Origin of the sequence: Bacillus sp. AL-1R (genome assembly GCF_052180195.1) — a bacterium.
In the GTDB taxonomy this organism is placed as follows: Bacteria; Bacillota; Bacilli; order Bacillales; family Bacillaceae_G; genus Gottfriedia.
Map to the genome: position 1 here is coordinate 475084 of NZ_CP197469.1, position 16563 is coordinate 491646.

A 16563-nucleotide genomic window follows, 5' to 3' on the forward strand; every position below is an offset into this window, starting at 1 on the left:
AATGTGAATTCTGTCACAAAATAGACAATTTATAGACACGATTTAGACAAAAAAGATGAAGTCAAAAACCCCTTTGGAAAAGTAAACTAGAAGTAACAAGAGATACCACTGAATGGTTCTCTGAAATTTACTTAATGAATTATTTGTGAAAAAATATTCAAAGTTTTGCTCGAGCTTAATGGAATTTTTTTTGAAATGATTTTTATCCTAAGGGGGATGTACTGTGAGTGTGTTAGAGCTTGCAAGAATACAGTTTGGTTCTACTACAATTTTCCATTTTTTATTTGTTCCACTTTCAATAGGTTTAGTATTTATGGTAGCAATGATGGAAACGTTGTATGTTTTTCGAAACAAAGAGGAATATAAAAAGTTAACAAAATTCTTTGGGCACTTATTTTTAATTAATTTTGCAGTTGGTGTTGTGACAGGTATTATTCAAGAGTTTCAATTTGGGATGAACTGGTCTGAATATTCCCGTTTTGTAGGGGATGTATTTGGTGCGCCGCTTGCAATTGAGGCACTTTTAGCATTTTTTATGGAATCTACATTTTTAGGAATTTGGATATTTGGTTGGGAAAGACTTAATAAAAAAATTCATTTAATGTGTATTTGGTTAGTTGCTTTCGGTACGTTAATGTCTGCGTTTTGGATTTTAGCAGCGAATTCTTTTATGCAGGAGCCAGTAGGATTTGCGATTAAAAATGGTCGTGCAGAAATGACCGACTTCTTAGCAATCATAACAAATCCACAACTTAAAGTTGAGTTTCCTCACACAATTGCTGGAGCATTAGCAACAGGAGCATTATTTGTTGCTGGTGTAAGTGCGTATAAAATCTTAAAAAAACAAGAAATAGAATTATTTAAAAAAGCATTTAATCTCGCAATGGTGTTCGCGCTAATTGCAGGAATTGGTATTGCATTTAGCGGACATTCTCAAGCGAAGCATTTAATGAAAACACAGCCTATGAAAATGGCTGCAAGTGAAGGGTTATGGGATGATAGCGGAGACCCTGCAAGCTGGATGGTCTTTGGTCTGATTGATTCGAAAAAGAAAGAAAATAAATACGAGGTAGAAGTACCATATTTATTAAGTTATCTAGCTTATGAGAAGTTTGAAGGTAAAGTACCAGGAATGAATACATTACAAAAACAATATGAAAAATTATATGGTCCCGGAAATTATATTCCACCAGTTAATACAACGTTCTGGAGCTTTAGAATTATGGCAGGAGCAGGAATGGTTATGATTTTAATGTCGATGCTAGGTTTATATTTTAGTTATCGAAAAAAATTAGAATCAAAAAACCTATTCTTAAAGGCATCAATTTTACTAATTTCTTTACCATTTATTGCAAATACAGCTGGATGGGTTATGACGGAAATAGGTCGCCAACCATGGACAGTATTCGGTTTAATGACTACTGCTGCATCTGTATCACCAAATGTTTCAAAAGGATCACTCATTTTTTCAATCACAACTTTTACAACAATGTATGCCATTTTAGCAGTTGTTTTAGTTTACTTGTTTGTGAAAGAAATTAAAAAAGGAACACACCATGTTGAGACAAAAGAAGTTCCTACGGTCGATCCGTTTGAAAGGGAGGCTACTATCGTATGATTGAGTTAAATGAATTATGGTTTTTACTTGTAGCAGTTTTATTTATCGGATTCTTCTTCTTAGAAGGCTTTGACTTTGGTGTAGGTATATCTACAAAGCTACTAGCTAAGAATGATACCGAAAGAAGAATTTTAATAAACACAATTGGACCGTTTTGGGATGCTAATGAAGTGTGGTTATTAACAGCAGGTGGTGCAATTTTTGCAGCCTTTCCAAATTGGTATGCAACGATGTTTAGCGGATACTATATTCCATTTGTATTTGTATTAATGGCTTTAATCGGCCGTGGTGTAGCTTTTGAGTTTAGAGGAAAAGTTGAAAAAGCTAAATGGGCAAAAGCTTGGGATTGGGTCATTTTCTTCGGAAGTTTATTACCACCATTTTTATTCGGTGTACTATTCTCAAGTATTCTTAGAGGAATGCCAATTGATCAAAATATGAATATTTCTGCTGGTTTTACAGATTACGTCAATTTGTTTACAGTAGTTGGGGGCGTAACAGTGACATTACTGTGTCTCTTACACGGATTAATGTTTTTAACATTAAAAACGGTTGGAGAATTAAGAAACCGTGCACGTTCTCTAGCACGTATGGTAATCATGCCAGTATTCTTATTCTTAGTGGCCTTCACTGGTATGGCTTATTTTGAAACAGATATGTTTAAAGTAAAAGCACAAATAACAATTCCACTAATTTTATTAATCGTAGTAAGTTATGTTCTCGCTACAATATTCATTTTTAAGAAAAAAGATGGCTGGTCATTTACTATGACAGGCCTAGGTATTGTACTAACAGTCGGGACAACGTTTACTTCACTGTTCCCAAGAGTCATGATTAGTTCAATCAAAAGTACGTATGACCTAACTGTTTATAATGCTTCATCTGGTCCTTATTCGTTAAAAATAATGACAATCGTTGCATGTACATTATTACCATTCGTACTAGGTTACCAAATTTGGAGTTATTATGTATTTAGAAAAAGAGTGGATGAGAAGGATTTGACTTATTAATGGGAAAAGATCTTATTAAATATAAAGGGATAAATCGTTTATTAATGATCCTATCTTTTTTAACAATTATACAAGTAACGGCAATTATTATTCAGGCATATATGCTTTCACAAGCTATTGTCAGATTGTTCAATGGAAAAAATAGTAGCGATATTTTATACGCTACTATTTTCTTCATCACAGCGTTTATTTGTCGTTATCTTATATCAACTATAAAGCAGAAATGTTCAGAGCATTTTGCAGACATTGCTTCATCCGAAATGAAAATGAAAGTTTTAGAAAAGCTTTTTAAACTAGGACCTAGATTTGCGAGGAAATCAGGAACAGGAAATATTGTAACGCTTATTATGGAAGGAACTACACAACTAAGAAATTATTTAGAAATCGTTCCATTGAAAATGATTAACTTAGCAATTGTCTCACCAGTAATCGTGATTTATCTATTCTTTATTGATAAAGTTTCTGCACTTATACTAATCGTAACATTTCCAATCATTATTATTTTTATGATTTTACTAGGTTTGGCAGCTAAAAAGAAATCAAATAAACAATGGAAGGTTTACCGTATATTATCGAACCATTTTACTGATTCATTACGGGGTCTAGAAACATTAAAATTCCTTGGGTTAAGTAGAAAACATATAAAAAAAATAGAAAGTGTAAGTGAAAGATACAGAGAAGCAACGATGGGCACATTAAAAGTAGCTTTTTTATCATCATTTGCACTCGATTTATTCACAATGCTATCAATCGCTACAGTTGCCGTCTTTTTAGGACTTCGTTTGATTGATGGAGTAATTTTATTAGGCCCAGCATTAACAATTTTAATTTTAGCTCCTGAATATTTTTTACCAGTTCGTGAAGTTGGAGCTGATTATCATGCTACATTAAACGGTCAAGAAGCCGGAAAAGCAATGCAAGATATTTTAGATCAGCAAGAATTTAAGGTTCAAAGTGCTCCTATATCAGATTGGAATCATGATAGCGAAATTCATTTAAAAAATGTATCAGTAAAACCCGAAAAAGACGGTCAAATGATACTAAAAAATATAAATATGAATATAAAAGGGTTTCAAAAAATTGGGATTGTTGGAGAAAGTGGATCTGGTAAGTCGACGCTTATTGATTTAATAGGTGGATTTTTAGAGCCAGCAAATGGTACTATTCAAATTTCTGGTGAAGAGATATCACATTTGCAAATAGAAGATTGGCATAAACAGTTAATCTATATTCCACAAAGTCCTTATATTTTCTCAAAATCATTAAACGATAATATAAGCTTCTATAAACCGAATGCTACTACAGAAGAAATTGAAAATGCAGCTGTTAAAGCTGGGTTAACTTCTTTGATCGAAGAATTACCAAAAGGATTAAATGAAAAAATAGGTGAAGGTGGCAGGGCTTTAAGTGGCGGGCAAAGTCAACGTGTCGCTCTTGCTAGAGCATATCTTGAAAATCGTCCGATTCTTTTGTTAGACGAACCTACTAGTCATCTTGATATTGAAACTGAGTTTGAATTAAAACAAACAATGCTTCAGCTATTTTCTGGTAAATTAGTATTTTTGGCTACTCATCGCTTACATTGGATGAAAGAAATGGACCAGATTATTGTAATGAATGAAGGTAGCATCATTGAAGTTGGTACCCATGAAGAATTATTAATGAAAAAAGGTCATTATTATCGATTAATTCACAGTTAGAAGGTTAATATATGTTGAATAAAAATGGATGGATTTTACCATATATAAAAGAAAATCGTCGTTTGTTTCTAGTCGTGATTTTTTTAAGTTCATTGACTATATTTGCAGCGGCTTCTCTTATGTACACTTCCGGCTACTTAATCTCTAAAGCAGCAACAAGACCTGAAAATATTTTAATGATTTATGTACCAATCGTTGCTGTACGTACTTTTGGTATTTTAAGGTCAGCTTCTAAGTATGTTGAAAGATTAGTCGGTCACAACACAATATTAAAAATCTTATCTAAAATGAGAACCAGATTATTTAGTAATCTAGAACCGTATGCACTTACGATCAATTCGAAATTTAAAACAGGAGATATTCTAGGTCTTTTAGCAAATGACATTGAATATTTACAGGATATTTATTTAAAAACTATTTTCCCTGGAATTGCGGCATTGTTTATCTATTTTATATCAGTAGTAGCACTTGGATTCTTTTCCATTCCATTTGCAATACTAACAGCAGTCATTTCCTTTGTTTTAATAGGCGTTCTACCGTATGTTTCATTATTAGTTGAAAAAGCGCGTACTTACCAAATAAAAAAGGAAAAAAGTCATTTATATGAAAATTTAACTGATGCTGTTATGGGTATTAGTGATTGGCTGTTTAGTGGTAAACAAAATAGTTTTATTGAAAATTACCGAGAAATGGATGAATCGCTAAGAAACATACAAAACAAGGAAAAAAGATTTAGAAGACGTCGTGATTTAATTGCTCAATGTATTGTAGCAATTTTAGTTTTAATGATGCTATATTGGACAGGGAATGAAAGTATAGCTGGAGAAATTCCAAGAACATTTATCGCAGCATTTGTTTTAGTTTTATTTCCTTTAACTGAAGCTTTCATTCCACTTTCAAATTCACTTGGAAGTGTTCCTTTATATACTGATTCAATCAATCGTTTAGAAGGAATTAAAGAAGTGAGTCGTGATCAGCAAACACCTATTATTGAAGGAGATATTGAAGATTATCGACAAATCGAGTTTGAAAATGTATCTTTCCATTACTCGGAAAACGAAACGATCTTAAATAATGTATCTTTTACAATTAAAGAAAACAAAAAAACTGCTTTATTAGGACCGAGTGGATCAGGAAAATCGACTATTCTTAAGCTAATTGAAGGTGTAGAAACTCCTACAAATGGAAATGTTAAAATAAATAAAATTGAGAGTATTGCTTTTGGGGACAATATTTCGAAAGTTGTATCAGTCCTAAATCAAAAGCCATATTTATTTGATACAACGGTTATAAATAATATTCGTTTAGGAAATCCAAAAGCAAGTGATGAAGAGGTAATAGAGGTTACAAAGATGGTAGAAATGCATGACTATATCTCCTCACTTCCAGAAGGCTATCATACACCTATGCAAGAAACCGGTGTAAGATTCTCTGGTGGTGAACGACAAAGAATTGCTTTAGCTAGAATACTTCTTCAAAACACACCAATTGTTATACTAGATGAACCCACTGTCGGATTAGACTCAATAACAAAACGAAAACTACTTCATACGATCTTTAAAGTATTAGAAGGAAAGACAGTATTATGGATCACACACCATTTAATTGGCGCTGAAATGGCGGATCAAATTCTCTTCTTAGACAAAGGAAAAATTGCTATGAAAGGCACACATGAAGAACTGTTCAAAAACGAGGGCAGATATCGCAATCTTTTTGAATTAGATCGACCATTTAGAGTAAATGAATAGATGTTAAACAGAAAGACTCTGGCTAATTTGCTAGAGTCTTTTTACTTATAAAATTCAATTTGACGGAATATGATTTACATGATATATTTATCTCGAATTCGAGATATCTTGAATTCAAAATAAATTTTTTCAGTATTCTTAAGCAAAAGATTCACAAAATATAAAAGCGTATATAGATAAATAAATGATATGGAGGAATTAATATGAACGGCTTAAAGGGGATCCATCATGTAACAGCAATAACTAGTAGTGCAGAAAAAAACTATGAATTTTTCACATATGTTTTAGGGATGCGTTTAGTAAAGAAAACGGTCAATCAAGATGATATTCAAACTTACCATTTATTCTTTGCGGACGATAAGGGAAGTGCCGGAACGGACATGACATTTTTCGATTTCCCTGGAATTCCAAAAGGAGTACATGGAACAAATGAAATTTCAAAAACATCCTTCCGTGTACCAACTGATGCAGCATTAGACTATTGGGTGAAGCGTTTTGACAGATTAGAAGTAAAGCACACAGGAATAAAAACACAATTTGGTAAAAAAACATTATCATTTGTTGATTTCGACGACCAGCAATATCAATTAATTTCAGATGAGCATAATAAAGGAATTGCTTCAGGTACACCATGGCAAAAAGGACCAATCCCATTAGAATACGCAATTACAGGATTAGGACCAATATTTATTCGCGTAGCTAATTTCGAATTTTTTAAAGAAGTAATTGAAAAAGTACTTTTATTTAAAGAGATTGATAAAGAAGGTTCATTCCACTTATTCGAAGTCGGCGAAGGTGGAAACGGAGCTCAAATCATTGCGGAGCATAATGAAATATTACCTCAAAGCTTCCAAGGATTTGGTACAGTTCACCACGTTGCTTTCCGAGTAGAAGATACTTCTGTATTAAAAGAATGGATTAAACGACTAGACTCGTTCCGTTTACCAAACTCTGGCTATGTAGATCGTCATTTCTTTGAATCGTTATATGCAAGAGTTGCTCCACAAATCTTATTCGAATTTGCGACTGATGGACCTGGATTTATGGGTGACGAACCTTATGAAACACTTGGTGAAAAACTATCATTACCACCGTTCTTAGAACCAAAACGTGATGAAATTGAAGGCATGGTTCGTCACATTGATACTGTTAGAAGTACGAAGGAATTTATAAAAGAATAGAACTTTATTGAAAGACAACACTCACGATTTTAGTGAGTGTTGTTTTGTTTCTTCCTCGCCTACTGGAAGCTCTAAAAAAGAAGTGAATTCACCACTTACTGGTAGTGAGTTTTATTAACTAATCATTAAACAAACTGATAAAAATTACCTAAAAAATTTAATGCATAAAACAATTTGTTATTCTAATGAAATATTTCACTGAATAAAAATCTTATGAACTAAAATAACTTTTTAGGAGAGAGAGCATGAGTAGTACATCTAGTAGGCATTTATCGAAGGATGAAATGGTTACTTTAATACAAAATGGACTAGAGAGGACAAATAATTCGAAAAAGATTGTTATAGTAGGAGCGGGAATTTCGGGATTAGTGGCAGGTTCTTTATTAAAGGAAGCTGGACATGAGGTGACGATTTTAGAAGCAAATGGTCGTGTAGGTGGACGAATTTTTACGAAAAGAGCACCTTTTATTAATGAACAATACTTGGAATTGGGAGCAATGCGTATTGCTTCTGATCACAAGCTGGTACTTGAATATATTCGAAAATTTAATTTAAAGATCAACGAATTTATAAATGGGAAGTCAGAGGATCTTATTTTTGTTAACGGGGTAAAGACAACACAAAAGCAATATGAACAAAACCCTGATATATTAGGTTATCGTGTAGCAGAAAATGAAAAAGGGGTGAATGTCGATCAGTTAATTGAAAGGTCGCTAAAGTCCACAATGGATTTTATTAAACAAGACCCTTATGAAAATTGGAAAACCGTTATTAAAAATTATGATCATCATTCAATGGATTCATTCTTAAGATACAACCCAATCGGTACACCTTTATCACCTGGTGCGATAGAGGAAGTAAAAGTACTTCAAGGGATGGAAGGATTTCCTGAACTTGCCTTTACTGCAATATTAAGAGAGTTCATTGTGTTATTTTCAAAAGAAATTAAGTTTTATGAGATTACCGGTGGGAATGATCAACTACCTAAAAAGTTTTTGGCACAATTGAAGGATAATTTATTCTTTGGACAAAAAATGAATAAAATCGTCCAAGAAAATAATCAAGTAACGATTCACTCAGATCATTATACAAGCCATCTGCCTTATCAAACGACTGCAGACTATGCCATTATTACTATCCCGTTTTCGTTATTAAACTTCATAGAAGTGGTTCCACGAAATTCATTTTCTTATGATAAATGGAAAGCTATACGAGAATTACACTATGTTCCTTCTACTAAAATTGGACTTCAGTTTAAAACTAGATTTTGGGAGAAAGATGGTACATTAGGTGGGAAATTAACCACAGATTTACCAATCCGGTTTGCATATTATCCTAGTAATCATAATGGTAAAAATGGATCGGGAATTGTTTTAGCTAGTTATACTTGGGAAGATGATGCATTGATTTGGGATAGTATGTCTGAAAATGATCGGATAATGAATGCATTAAGTAATTTGGCCATAATCCATGGTAATCAAGTTTATACAGAATTTATTACTGGTTACACACATAGTTGGGCTCTTTATCCATACTCTGGAGGTGCATTTTCTATGTTCAAACCAGAACAAAATAGAGAGTTGACACCTTATATTTCCACTCCTGAGGGGCGAGTGCATTTTGCCGGTGAACATACATCAACTGCACCTGCATGGATTGAAGGCGCAATCGAATCTGGCATTCGATCAGCATTTGAAGTAAATAACCGAACCATCGTAGAACGATAAAAATTCATTTTTTAAATTTCCGTTGAATATAGTGAAAATAGTGGATGTCTTTTTATTTGAGGGAGTGATCAGTTTGAACGAAAATAATCAAGGACTACAATTTACCCCTGTGAAAACATGGAATGTTTTTCATGGCCCAAATGACCCTTGTCCACCAATTGGTACAAAATATTACTCTACACCACCACATTTGTATTTAGGATTTCAGCCACCAGGACTAGAGCAATTTTCTTACAAAGAGGCATTGAAAAAAGGTACTTTATGGAAAGTGTTTTATGACTATTACGAGAATCCATATAAACCAAGGAGGGATTAAAAATGCCTGAGCAACTTCCTCCAGAATATTATCAAGATTTAGAGGAACTGCAAGCTGTTGATTTTGTACTAGTAGAACTAACTTTATATTTAGATACTCATCCAAGTGATCAAAATGCAATTCACCAATTTAATCAATACGCCCAATATAAAAAACAAATCGAAGCTAATTTTGAATCAAAATATGGACCATTATATCAATTTGGTGGCAGTTATTCAGATCAAAACTGGAACTGGCATAAAGGCCCATGGCCATGGCAGGTTTAGAAGGAGGGAATATTCATGTGGGTTTATCAAAAAAAACTACAATATCCAGTTAAAGTGAGTACCTGTAACCCTATGCTTGCCAAATTTTTAGTTGAACAATATGGGGGAGCAGACGGAGAGTTGGCTGCTGCTTTAAGATACTTAAATCAGCGATATTCTATTCCGGATAAAGTTATTGGACTTTTAACGGATATTGGAACAGAAGAATTTGCTCATTTAGAAATGATTGCTACGATGATCTATAAGCTAACAAAAGACGCGACTCCAGACCAAATGAAAGCTGCCGGACTAGATGCTCATTATGCCTCTCATCATAGTGCATTGTTCTACCATAATGCAGACGGTGTGCCGTTTACTGCTGCCTATATTCAAGCAAAAGGTGATCCAATTGCCGATTTATATGAAGATATTGCAGCTGAAGAAAAGGCTAGGGCAACGTATCAATGGATCATTGATCTATCTGATGACCCTGATTTAAATGATAGTTTAAGATTTTTAAGAGAGCGTGAAATTGTTCATTCACAGAGATTTAGAGAAGCTGTAGAAATTCTGAAAGAGGATCGACAACAGCGGAAGATTTTTTAAGTTGGTTTAACTTGAATGATAATTTTTTAAAACCTGTTCCTTCTATAGTATAGGGAACAGGTTTTTATTTTAGTAACAGCTAATTAATTGGAAAAATTATTATTATATTAGAAGTTGATTTTTGTGAAGTAAATATTCAAAAGCCTACATTAGAAGAAATATTTATGGATAAAAGTATTCATATGAATCAACAGGAGGTAATTTACTTGAAATTTTTTATTACATTACTTGAAATAATATTTGTAGCAAGTGTAGTTGGTATTGTTGCAAGTAATTTTGGAGTGGAATGGTTAAAAGAACTAAAAGTGTTTCTATATATATTAGTTGGATTAAGTTTGGTACTTAGTTATCTCTTAAAAAACAATATAAAAAGTAACACAAAAAGTACTCTATAGCGATGGGCACATAAGTGTCTACCGCTATAGTGTACTTTTATTTCTATATAAAAACTGATACAGGTAAGTTTTTTCCGGTGTTGTCGATCTTCTTTCCAGAGTTTGCGGCTTTCAGAATTTATATGCAGGTCACTCAAAACAAGCTCGCCAAATTTTGTTATGACATGAAATTGTAACAAATTTCACAAAACTCTATGATGTTAATAGTATTTCCAAAATTTATATGATAATATTAAACTATAAGTCACGCAAACGTGATTAATACATGGTAAGGAGTGTTAAAAGCATATGGCAATTTCTTTACAAAAAGGTCAAAAAGTCGACCTTACAAAAGGAAGAGCGGGACTTTCCTCTTTAATTGTAGGTTTAGGTTGGGATCCGGTTAAAAAAAGTGGCGGATTTTTCGGATTTGGTAAACAAGAAAACATTGATTGTGACGCTTCTGTTTTAATGTTAGATGAAAATGATAAGTTAAGAAGTGCAAGTGATGTAATCTATTTTGGAAACAAAAAAAGTTTATGCGGTAGCGTAGTTCATTCTGGAGATAATCTAACGGGTGATGGAAACGGTGACGATGAGCAAATATTTGTTAATTTAAATAAGGTTCCATCTTATGTACATAAACTTGTATTTGTTGTAAATATCTATGCTTGTGTTCAACGTAAGCAAGATTTCGGTATGATTAAAAACGCATTTATTCGTGTAGTAGATAAGTCGGCAAACTCTGAGTTAGTAAACTACAATATTACTGAAAATTATTCAGGTTTAACTGCGTTATTCCCTGGTGAGATTTATCGCCATAATGGGGAGTGGAAGTTCTCTGCGGTTGGAGAGGGAACAAAAGATATAGCTTTAGATAAAATAGTTCAACGTTTTCAATAAATAATTTACATAAAGGACAAGGAGTGTATTTAAAATGACAGTAAATTTATTAAAAGGACAAAAAGTAGATTTAACGAAAACAAATCCTGGTTTAACGAATATTGTTGTTGGATTAGGTTGGGATACTAACAAGTACAGTGGCGGTAATGACTTTGACTTAGACTCATCAGTATTCTTATTAAATGGAGCTAGCAAATGTGCTTCTGAAAAAGATTTCGTATTTTATAACAATACAGTAGGTGGAAATGGATCAGTTAAACATCACGGTGATAACAGAACTGGCGCTGGTGATGGTGACGATGAGCAAATTACAGTTAACCTAACAAACGTTCCTGCTTCAGTAGAAAGAATCGCATTTGCTATTACGATTCATGAAGCTGATGCACGTAACCAAAATTTCGGACAAGTTAGCAACTCTTATGTTCGTATTTTAAATGAAACGAATGGTGAAGAATTAATTCGCTATGATTTAGGTGAAGATTTCTCAATTGAAACTTCAGTAGTAGTTGGTGAGTTATATCGTCATAACGGCGAATGGAAATTCAATGCAATTGGTAGCGGCTACCAAGGTGGTTTAATCTCACTAGTTAGAGATTACGGCTTAGACGCTTAATTTTATTTAGCAAAAAAAGTTTGTGGATAGTCAAAAGGGGAAAGCTTATTATGTATTTCCCCTTTCTATTTGGATATAGTCCGAAAAGTTGATTTGGCGGGCGGTCTAAACCTACTTTATTATCGTTTAGTACATCTTTAGAAAATGGTTTCTAAGTATGTACTAGATGATAATTTTAGTTTAAGATGTTTTCCTAATGTAATGTTGCATTATTTAGAAGTTCGGGGTGGGATTTTGGATAAACAAAGTAATACGATAAATTTAAATGATCCAAGTTTACTTAGTTCGCGCCAAGCGTGTGAAGAGTGGGGGATCAATGATTCAACATTACGGAAACGAATAAATGATTTTCCAGACGGTTCGATACGTAAATTTGGTTCCTCTTGGGTAGTAACTCGTGAAGGTATGTTAGCAGTTTTTGGACAACCAAAAATGAAATAATCACATCAGAAAGGAGTATCTATTATGTCTGCGATCAACCCAGTAGCCATGGATATTAATCAACATGAGTGGTTGAGTATTTTGAAACAACCTTCTAAATTAAGACAATCTTATCAAGTAGAAGGGGAAACTATACAGTTTAATCAAATTGCATGGCGAATTTTAGGAACAAGCTTCGATGAAGACGAGTATTTTGAAAATTTATATGAACTAGTACATGACGAGTCTTTAAATGTCATTCTATTAAGCGAAGATTTAGACAAGACAATTTCGAATGATATGTTACAAGCAGTTCAAAGAGTAGTCACAATTAACAATGCTGAAAATGGATTATCAGTGAACAGACTAATTGCATTCCTTGAAGGTGAGCGATTAATTCCGAAGCACGAAAATCAGAGCATCCACAGACATATTCGGGAACAAATTAAATCTGTTTTATCTACTTTTAAAGATTCACATAAAAATGGATTCCTAGATAGTAATTTTAGAAGGATCTTAGTTGATCTCGTTAAATGGTTACATAACCATGTAAATAAATGGATTGAGACATTTCCTACTAGTTCTCCACTTATTTTGTGGTATGGTGATGCAACGATAAGTGAAAGTTATTTTCTTTACTTACTAATCCTTTTAGGTTTTGATGTTGCTATATTTCATCCTGAAGGAAAAGATTCATTATCTCATTTAGTAGGTACAAAGAACGAAGGAATTAAGCGATTACCTTCAAAGACATCTTTAGTACCTTTTCCAACAGAAAAACCAGTTAGGAAAAGTACAGTTGCCCATCGAGCGACGAAGGAAATTGAGCAATTATTGCATACTGAGGATTCATTATTATTTAAACCATGGCAATTTAGAAATTATATTCCTCGATCAATTACGTTAAAAACAACCTTTGATGAATTATTCATTTTACATAAAGAAAGAGCAATGTTACGTCCTAATTTTCAAGTAAAGGACAATAGTGTTGAAATACCTGTTTTCTTTATGAAGGTTCTAGGTGTGACGAAAAATCACCGTGACTATTGGGAAAAAATTGGCCAACTAACTGAAAGTAATTTGACACTTAAAATAGATAAATTTCCATTTACACAATTAGTTAAAGGAAACCAACAATATCATTACCAAAATGCTTTAGGGCGTGACGGGCTACTAGACCCAGAAAAGATGGTGGAAAGTAACTGGTGGAGATATAAAGAACTTCCAAGTGGATTACAGTTTGGTTTAGCCTCTGCTATATCTAGATATGTTGACCGAGCAAATATTAAACCGTTACCAAATGAAACAAAAGATCAGACACAGTTATTTTTATTTAGCCAATCGATGAATATACCAAATGAAATATTAAGATTACTACAACAGTTTGATTACACACAGCAAGTTCCGAAATTAATTATTTATAATACAGAAAGAGATGGTGAACTAAATAGAAATGACGCAGCACTGCTTCTATTATTAAATGAGTTTGGCGTGGATTTAATTTTACTTAATCCAACGGGTCAGAATGATATCGAATTATTCGTAGATGAAAAATTTTTCGATTCTCATTGGTTAGATGAGGTTACTTTCGATACTGAATTTCAAGTGTTGCGACCATCAGGACAGTCACTAATTAAAAATCTATTTAGAAAAATAGTTAAATAAAAGGGGAACTAAAAATGTCTATAAATACACTGACTAGTTTAGAAAAGCAAGATGAAATTTTGAATGCAAATGATATGAAATTGCAATTAAGAAATGAACCTGAGGTACATCGTTTAGCAAGTTCAATTGACCATAAAAATCAAATCGCATTATTGGAGTATGGGAAAGAACCTGCAACTGAAATTTCTACCTTTTCAGGTAAAATTTTAAATACAATTAAGGCTTCAAGTATGGAAGAATCTAGTGTTTTATTAAAACAATTAGGTAAAATTATGGACCGCTTTGATGCAAAAGATTTTGCTGAAGAAAAAGGTTTTCTTTCTAAAATTTTTAATCGTGGTCAAAAGTTAATTGATAAATTATTTGATAAATATCAGTCAATGGGTACTGAAATTGATAAAGTGTATGTAGAAATTACAAAATATGAACACGAAATGAAAACATCTACAAATACATTAGAACAACTTTATGAGCAAAACGTAGCCTATTATCTGGAGTTAGAAAAATATATTGTAGCTGCAGAAATGAAAGTAGAAGAGTTGAAAACACAGCTTCCTACTTTAACTGAAAGAGCTGGATCAGGTAATCAACTTGCCATGATGGAGTTAGATTCCTTAAAAAATGCAATCGAGTTACTTGAGCAACGTACTTATGATTTAGAAATGGCAAAACAAGTTGCTTATCAATCGGCTCCGCAAATTCGTTTATTACAACGTGGTAATACGAAATTAATTGGTAAAATTAACTCTGCATTTGTAACAACTATTCCAATTTTTAAAACTGCATTAATTAATGCGATAGCAGCTAAAAGACAAAATTTAGTAGCTCAATCAATGAATGAATTAGATAAGAGAACAAACGAATTATTATTACGTAATGCCAATACCATTTCACAGCAAAGTGTGGATATTGCTAGATTATCAGGATCACCTAGCATTAAGATTGAGACGATGGAAGAAACTTGGAATATCATTATGAAGGGTATGCAAGAAACGAAAGCGATTGAAGAAGAAAATAAAATTCAACGTGAACAAGGTAAACTGCGTTTAGAGCAGCTGCAAGAAAACTTCATTAAACTTAAGCAAGGGAAGTAATGATATAGGTTAAAGTCAGTGGCTTAAACAATGCTACTGACTTTTGTTTATATTTAATGATAGTTTAGATAATCGGGGAGCAGTTTTAGCAAATTTTGATTCTTTTATTTTCAAAAAATGTTATTATAATATAATGAGATAAATTAAAAAGTTAATGCTATAGTACATAGTGTTGTAAAGAATTGGAAGATTCGATTTGCGACACTATTTAAGCTGATAAGTGAATAATTCTGAAAGTTCTGTAACAATGATGGAATTCTATTGAACATTAAATGTCGCTTTAGTATAATTAATGATTGAAAATGATTATCAACTTCAGTGTTAATTAAGGAGAGAACGAAATGATTAAAAATATCAAAATACCCAAATTACTTGGGATTATCATGTCTTTATTTTTATTGATTGGTCTAGTTGGCTGTTCATCAGATTCAGGTAAAAAGTCTGGTGAAAAGTCTTCAAGTGAATCTGGTGTAACAGTTGATACTAAATTCGGAAAAGTGGAGATCATAGGGCATCCGAAACGTGTTGTTGCTCTAGGTTGGGGCGATGCAGAGACGGCCCTAAGTCTTGGGGTTGAACCAATTGGTGCAAGTGATTGGCTTGCTTTTGGTGGTGACGGTGTAGGACCTTGGTTAAAAGGTGCATATAAAAAATCACCAACTATTCTAGGGACAATGGAACTTGATTATGAGAAAATTGCTTCTCTTAAACCAGATTTAATTCTCGATGTAAAATCTTCAGGAGATGAAGAACGATACAAACGCCTTTCAGAAATCGCTCCAACTGTCGGGGTTCCTGAAGGTGGAGATAATTATTTAACGACTACTACAGACCAAGTGCGAATGATTGCACAAGCCCTTGGTAAAGTTGATAAAGGTGAAGAATTACTTAAGGATGTAGATGTGGCATTTGATAAAGCGGCTAAGGCAAATCCTGAATTTGCAGGTAAAACGGTTGCTGTTGGTGCTTATGATTCTTCAGGTTTTGGTGCTTACGTAAAAGGCGATTCTCGTGTTGATTTTGTAACGCGACTTGGATTCAAAAACAAGGAAGAGATTGAAAAATTAGCTAAAGGTAATTTCTATATTAAAGTTGCTGATGAAAAGTTAGATCTATTAAATGCTGATTTAACGATTATTTTACCTATTTTTGTTGATCCAAAAGAGATAACAAACAATAAACTTTATCAGAAAATCCCATCTGTAGCTGATGGAAGATCAATTATTCTTGATACAAATTCATCAAACGCATTCTCAACAGGAACGGTACCTGCATTATTATGGGCAATCGATAATTTACCACAACAGTTTAAAAAAGCATTAGAAGGCGGGGAGTAAGACAGT

The 16563-nt window shown here is 33.2% G+C and carries 16 protein-coding genes; all 16 read left to right on the forward strand.

The window, feature by feature from the left end; all coding sequences use genetic code 11:
- The first annotated feature begins 223 nt into the window (after positions 1–223).
- The 16 genes from ACSBO6_RS02205 (at position 224) to ACSBO6_RS02280 (ending at position 16557) form a co-directional block, all read left to right on the forward strand.
- Positions 224–1618: a cytochrome ubiquinol oxidase subunit I gene (locus tag ACSBO6_RS02205; protein WP_098845637.1), complete on the forward strand. Its 1395-nt coding sequence runs from the start codon at positions 224–226 to the stop codon at positions 1616–1618.
- Positions 1615–2628 (forward strand): cytochrome d ubiquinol oxidase subunit II, encoded by a 1014-nt coding sequence (gene cydB, locus ACSBO6_RS02210; protein WP_498844089.1) that lies wholly within the window; start codon positions 1615–1617, stop codon positions 2626–2628. Before ACSBO6_RS02205 ends, cydB begins: the two co-directional genes overlap by 4 nt.
- The gene (gene cydD, locus ACSBO6_RS02215) at positions 2628–4328 is read left to right on the forward strand and encodes a thiol reductant ABC exporter subunit CydD (RefSeq protein WP_498844090.1); all 1701 of its coding nucleotides are present in this window, start codon (positions 2628–2630) and stop codon (positions 4326–4328) included. The genes cydB and cydD overlap by 1 nt, the downstream gene beginning before the upstream one ends.
- Before the next feature lie 14 nt (positions 4329–4342).
- Positions 4343–6076 carry a thiol reductant ABC exporter subunit CydC gene (gene cydC, locus ACSBO6_RS02220; protein ID WP_498844642.1) on the forward strand — a complete coding sequence of 578 codons (1734 nt, stop codon included), beginning with the start codon at positions 4343–4345 and terminating at the stop codon, positions 6074–6076.
- A 203-nt stretch (positions 6077–6279) separates the two neighbouring features.
- Positions 6280–7257, forward strand: a complete 978-nt coding sequence (locus ACSBO6_RS02225) for a ring-cleaving dioxygenase (RefSeq protein ID WP_098845641.1) — start codon at positions 6280–6282, stop codon at positions 7255–7257.
- 245 nt (positions 7258–7502) lie between these two features.
- Positions 7503–8984, forward strand: a complete 1482-nt coding sequence (locus ACSBO6_RS02230; protein WP_098845642.1) for a flavin monoamine oxidase family protein — start codon at positions 7503–7505, stop codon at positions 8982–8984.
- A 109-nt stretch (positions 8985–9093) separates the two neighbouring features.
- Positions 9094–9300, forward strand: a complete 207-nt coding sequence (locus ACSBO6_RS02235; RefSeq protein ID WP_098845704.1) for a spore coat associated protein CotJA — start codon at positions 9094–9096, stop codon at positions 9298–9300.
- A gap of 2 nt (positions 9301–9302) precedes the next feature.
- Positions 9303–9566, forward strand: a complete 264-nt coding sequence (locus ACSBO6_RS02240) for a spore coat protein CotJB (RefSeq protein ID WP_098845643.1) — start codon at positions 9303–9305, stop codon at positions 9564–9566.
- Positions 9567–9581: 15 nt separating this feature from the next.
- Positions 9582–10151: a manganese catalase family protein gene (locus tag ACSBO6_RS02245; RefSeq protein WP_498844091.1), complete on the forward strand. Its 570-nt coding sequence runs from the start codon at positions 9582–9584 to the stop codon at positions 10149–10151.
- 206 nt (positions 10152–10357) lie between these two features.
- On the forward strand, positions 10358–10546 hold the full coding sequence (locus ACSBO6_RS02250) for a hypothetical protein (protein ID WP_098845645.1): 189 nt from the start codon (positions 10358–10360) through the stop codon (positions 10544–10546).
- Between the two features lie 288 nt (positions 10547–10834).
- On the forward strand, positions 10835–11428 hold the full coding sequence (locus ACSBO6_RS02255) for a TerD family protein (RefSeq protein ID WP_498844092.1): 594 nt from the start codon (positions 10835–10837) through the stop codon (positions 11426–11428).
- Positions 11429–11462: 34 nt separating this feature from the next.
- Positions 11463–12041: a TerD family protein gene (locus ACSBO6_RS02260; protein WP_098845647.1), complete on the forward strand. Its 579-nt coding sequence runs from the start codon at positions 11463–11465 to the stop codon at positions 12039–12041.
- A 234-nt stretch (positions 12042–12275) separates the two neighbouring features.
- The gene (locus tag ACSBO6_RS02265; RefSeq protein WP_286138286.1) at positions 12276–12482 is read left to right on the forward strand and encodes a helix-turn-helix domain-containing protein; all 207 of its coding nucleotides are present in this window, start codon (positions 12276–12278) and stop codon (positions 12480–12482) included.
- A 24-nt stretch (positions 12483–12506) separates the two neighbouring features.
- Entirely contained in the window at positions 12507–14126 is a 1620-nt protein-coding gene (locus ACSBO6_RS02270) for a YceG family protein (protein WP_498844093.1), read from the forward strand.
- A gap of 14 nt (positions 14127–14140) precedes the next feature.
- Positions 14141–15220, forward strand: coding sequence for a toxic anion resistance protein (locus tag ACSBO6_RS02275; RefSeq protein ID WP_498844094.1), 1080 nt, complete (start codon positions 14141–14143; stop codon positions 15218–15220).
- A gap of 341 nt (positions 15221–15561) precedes the next feature.
- On the forward strand, positions 15562–16557 hold the full coding sequence (locus ACSBO6_RS02280; protein WP_498844095.1) for an iron-siderophore ABC transporter substrate-binding protein: 996 nt from the start codon (positions 15562–15564) through the stop codon (positions 16555–16557).
- The last annotated feature ends 6 nt before the right edge of the window (positions 16558–16563 follow it).

Excerpts from the sequence above, each read along its gene's own strand:
- ACSBO6_RS02230 (WP_098845642.1), top strand. The coding sequence starts at position 7,503 with ATGAGTAGTACATCTAGTAGGCATTTATCGAAGGATGAAATGGTTACT.
- ACSBO6_RS02275 (WP_498844094.1), top strand. The coding sequence starts at position 14,141 with ATGTCTATAAATACACTGACTAGTTTAGAAAAGCAAGATGAAATTTTG.
- ACSBO6_RS02255 (WP_498844092.1), top strand. The coding sequence starts at position 10,835 with ATGGCAATTTCTTTACAAAAAGGTCAAAAAGTCGACCTTACAAAAGGA.
- ACSBO6_RS02270 (WP_498844093.1), top strand. The coding sequence starts at position 12,507 with ATGTCTGCGATCAACCCAGTAGCCATGGATATTAATCAACATGAGTGG.
- ACSBO6_RS02280 (WP_498844095.1), top strand. The coding sequence starts at position 15,562 with ATGATTAAAAATATCAAAATACCCAAATTACTTGGGATTATCATGTCT.
- cydB (WP_498844089.1), top strand. The coding sequence starts at position 1,615 with ATGATTGAGTTAAATGAATTATGGTTTTTACTTGTAGCAGTTTTATTT.
- ACSBO6_RS02225 (WP_098845641.1), top strand. The coding sequence starts at position 6,280 with ATGAACGGCTTAAAGGGGATCCATCATGTAACAGCAATAACTAGTAGT.
- ACSBO6_RS02240 (WP_098845643.1), top strand. The coding sequence starts at position 9,303 with ATGCCTGAGCAACTTCCTCCAGAATATTATCAAGATTTAGAGGAACTG.
- ACSBO6_RS02260 (WP_098845647.1), top strand. The coding sequence starts at position 11,463 with ATGACAGTAAATTTATTAAAAGGACAAAAAGTAGATTTAACGAAAACA.
- ACSBO6_RS02245 (WP_498844091.1), top strand. The coding sequence starts at position 9,582 with ATGTGGGTTTATCAAAAAAAACTACAATATCCAGTTAAAGTGAGTACC.
- cydD (WP_498844090.1), top strand. The coding sequence starts at position 2,628 with ATGGGAAAAGATCTTATTAAATATAAAGGGATAAATCGTTTATTAATG.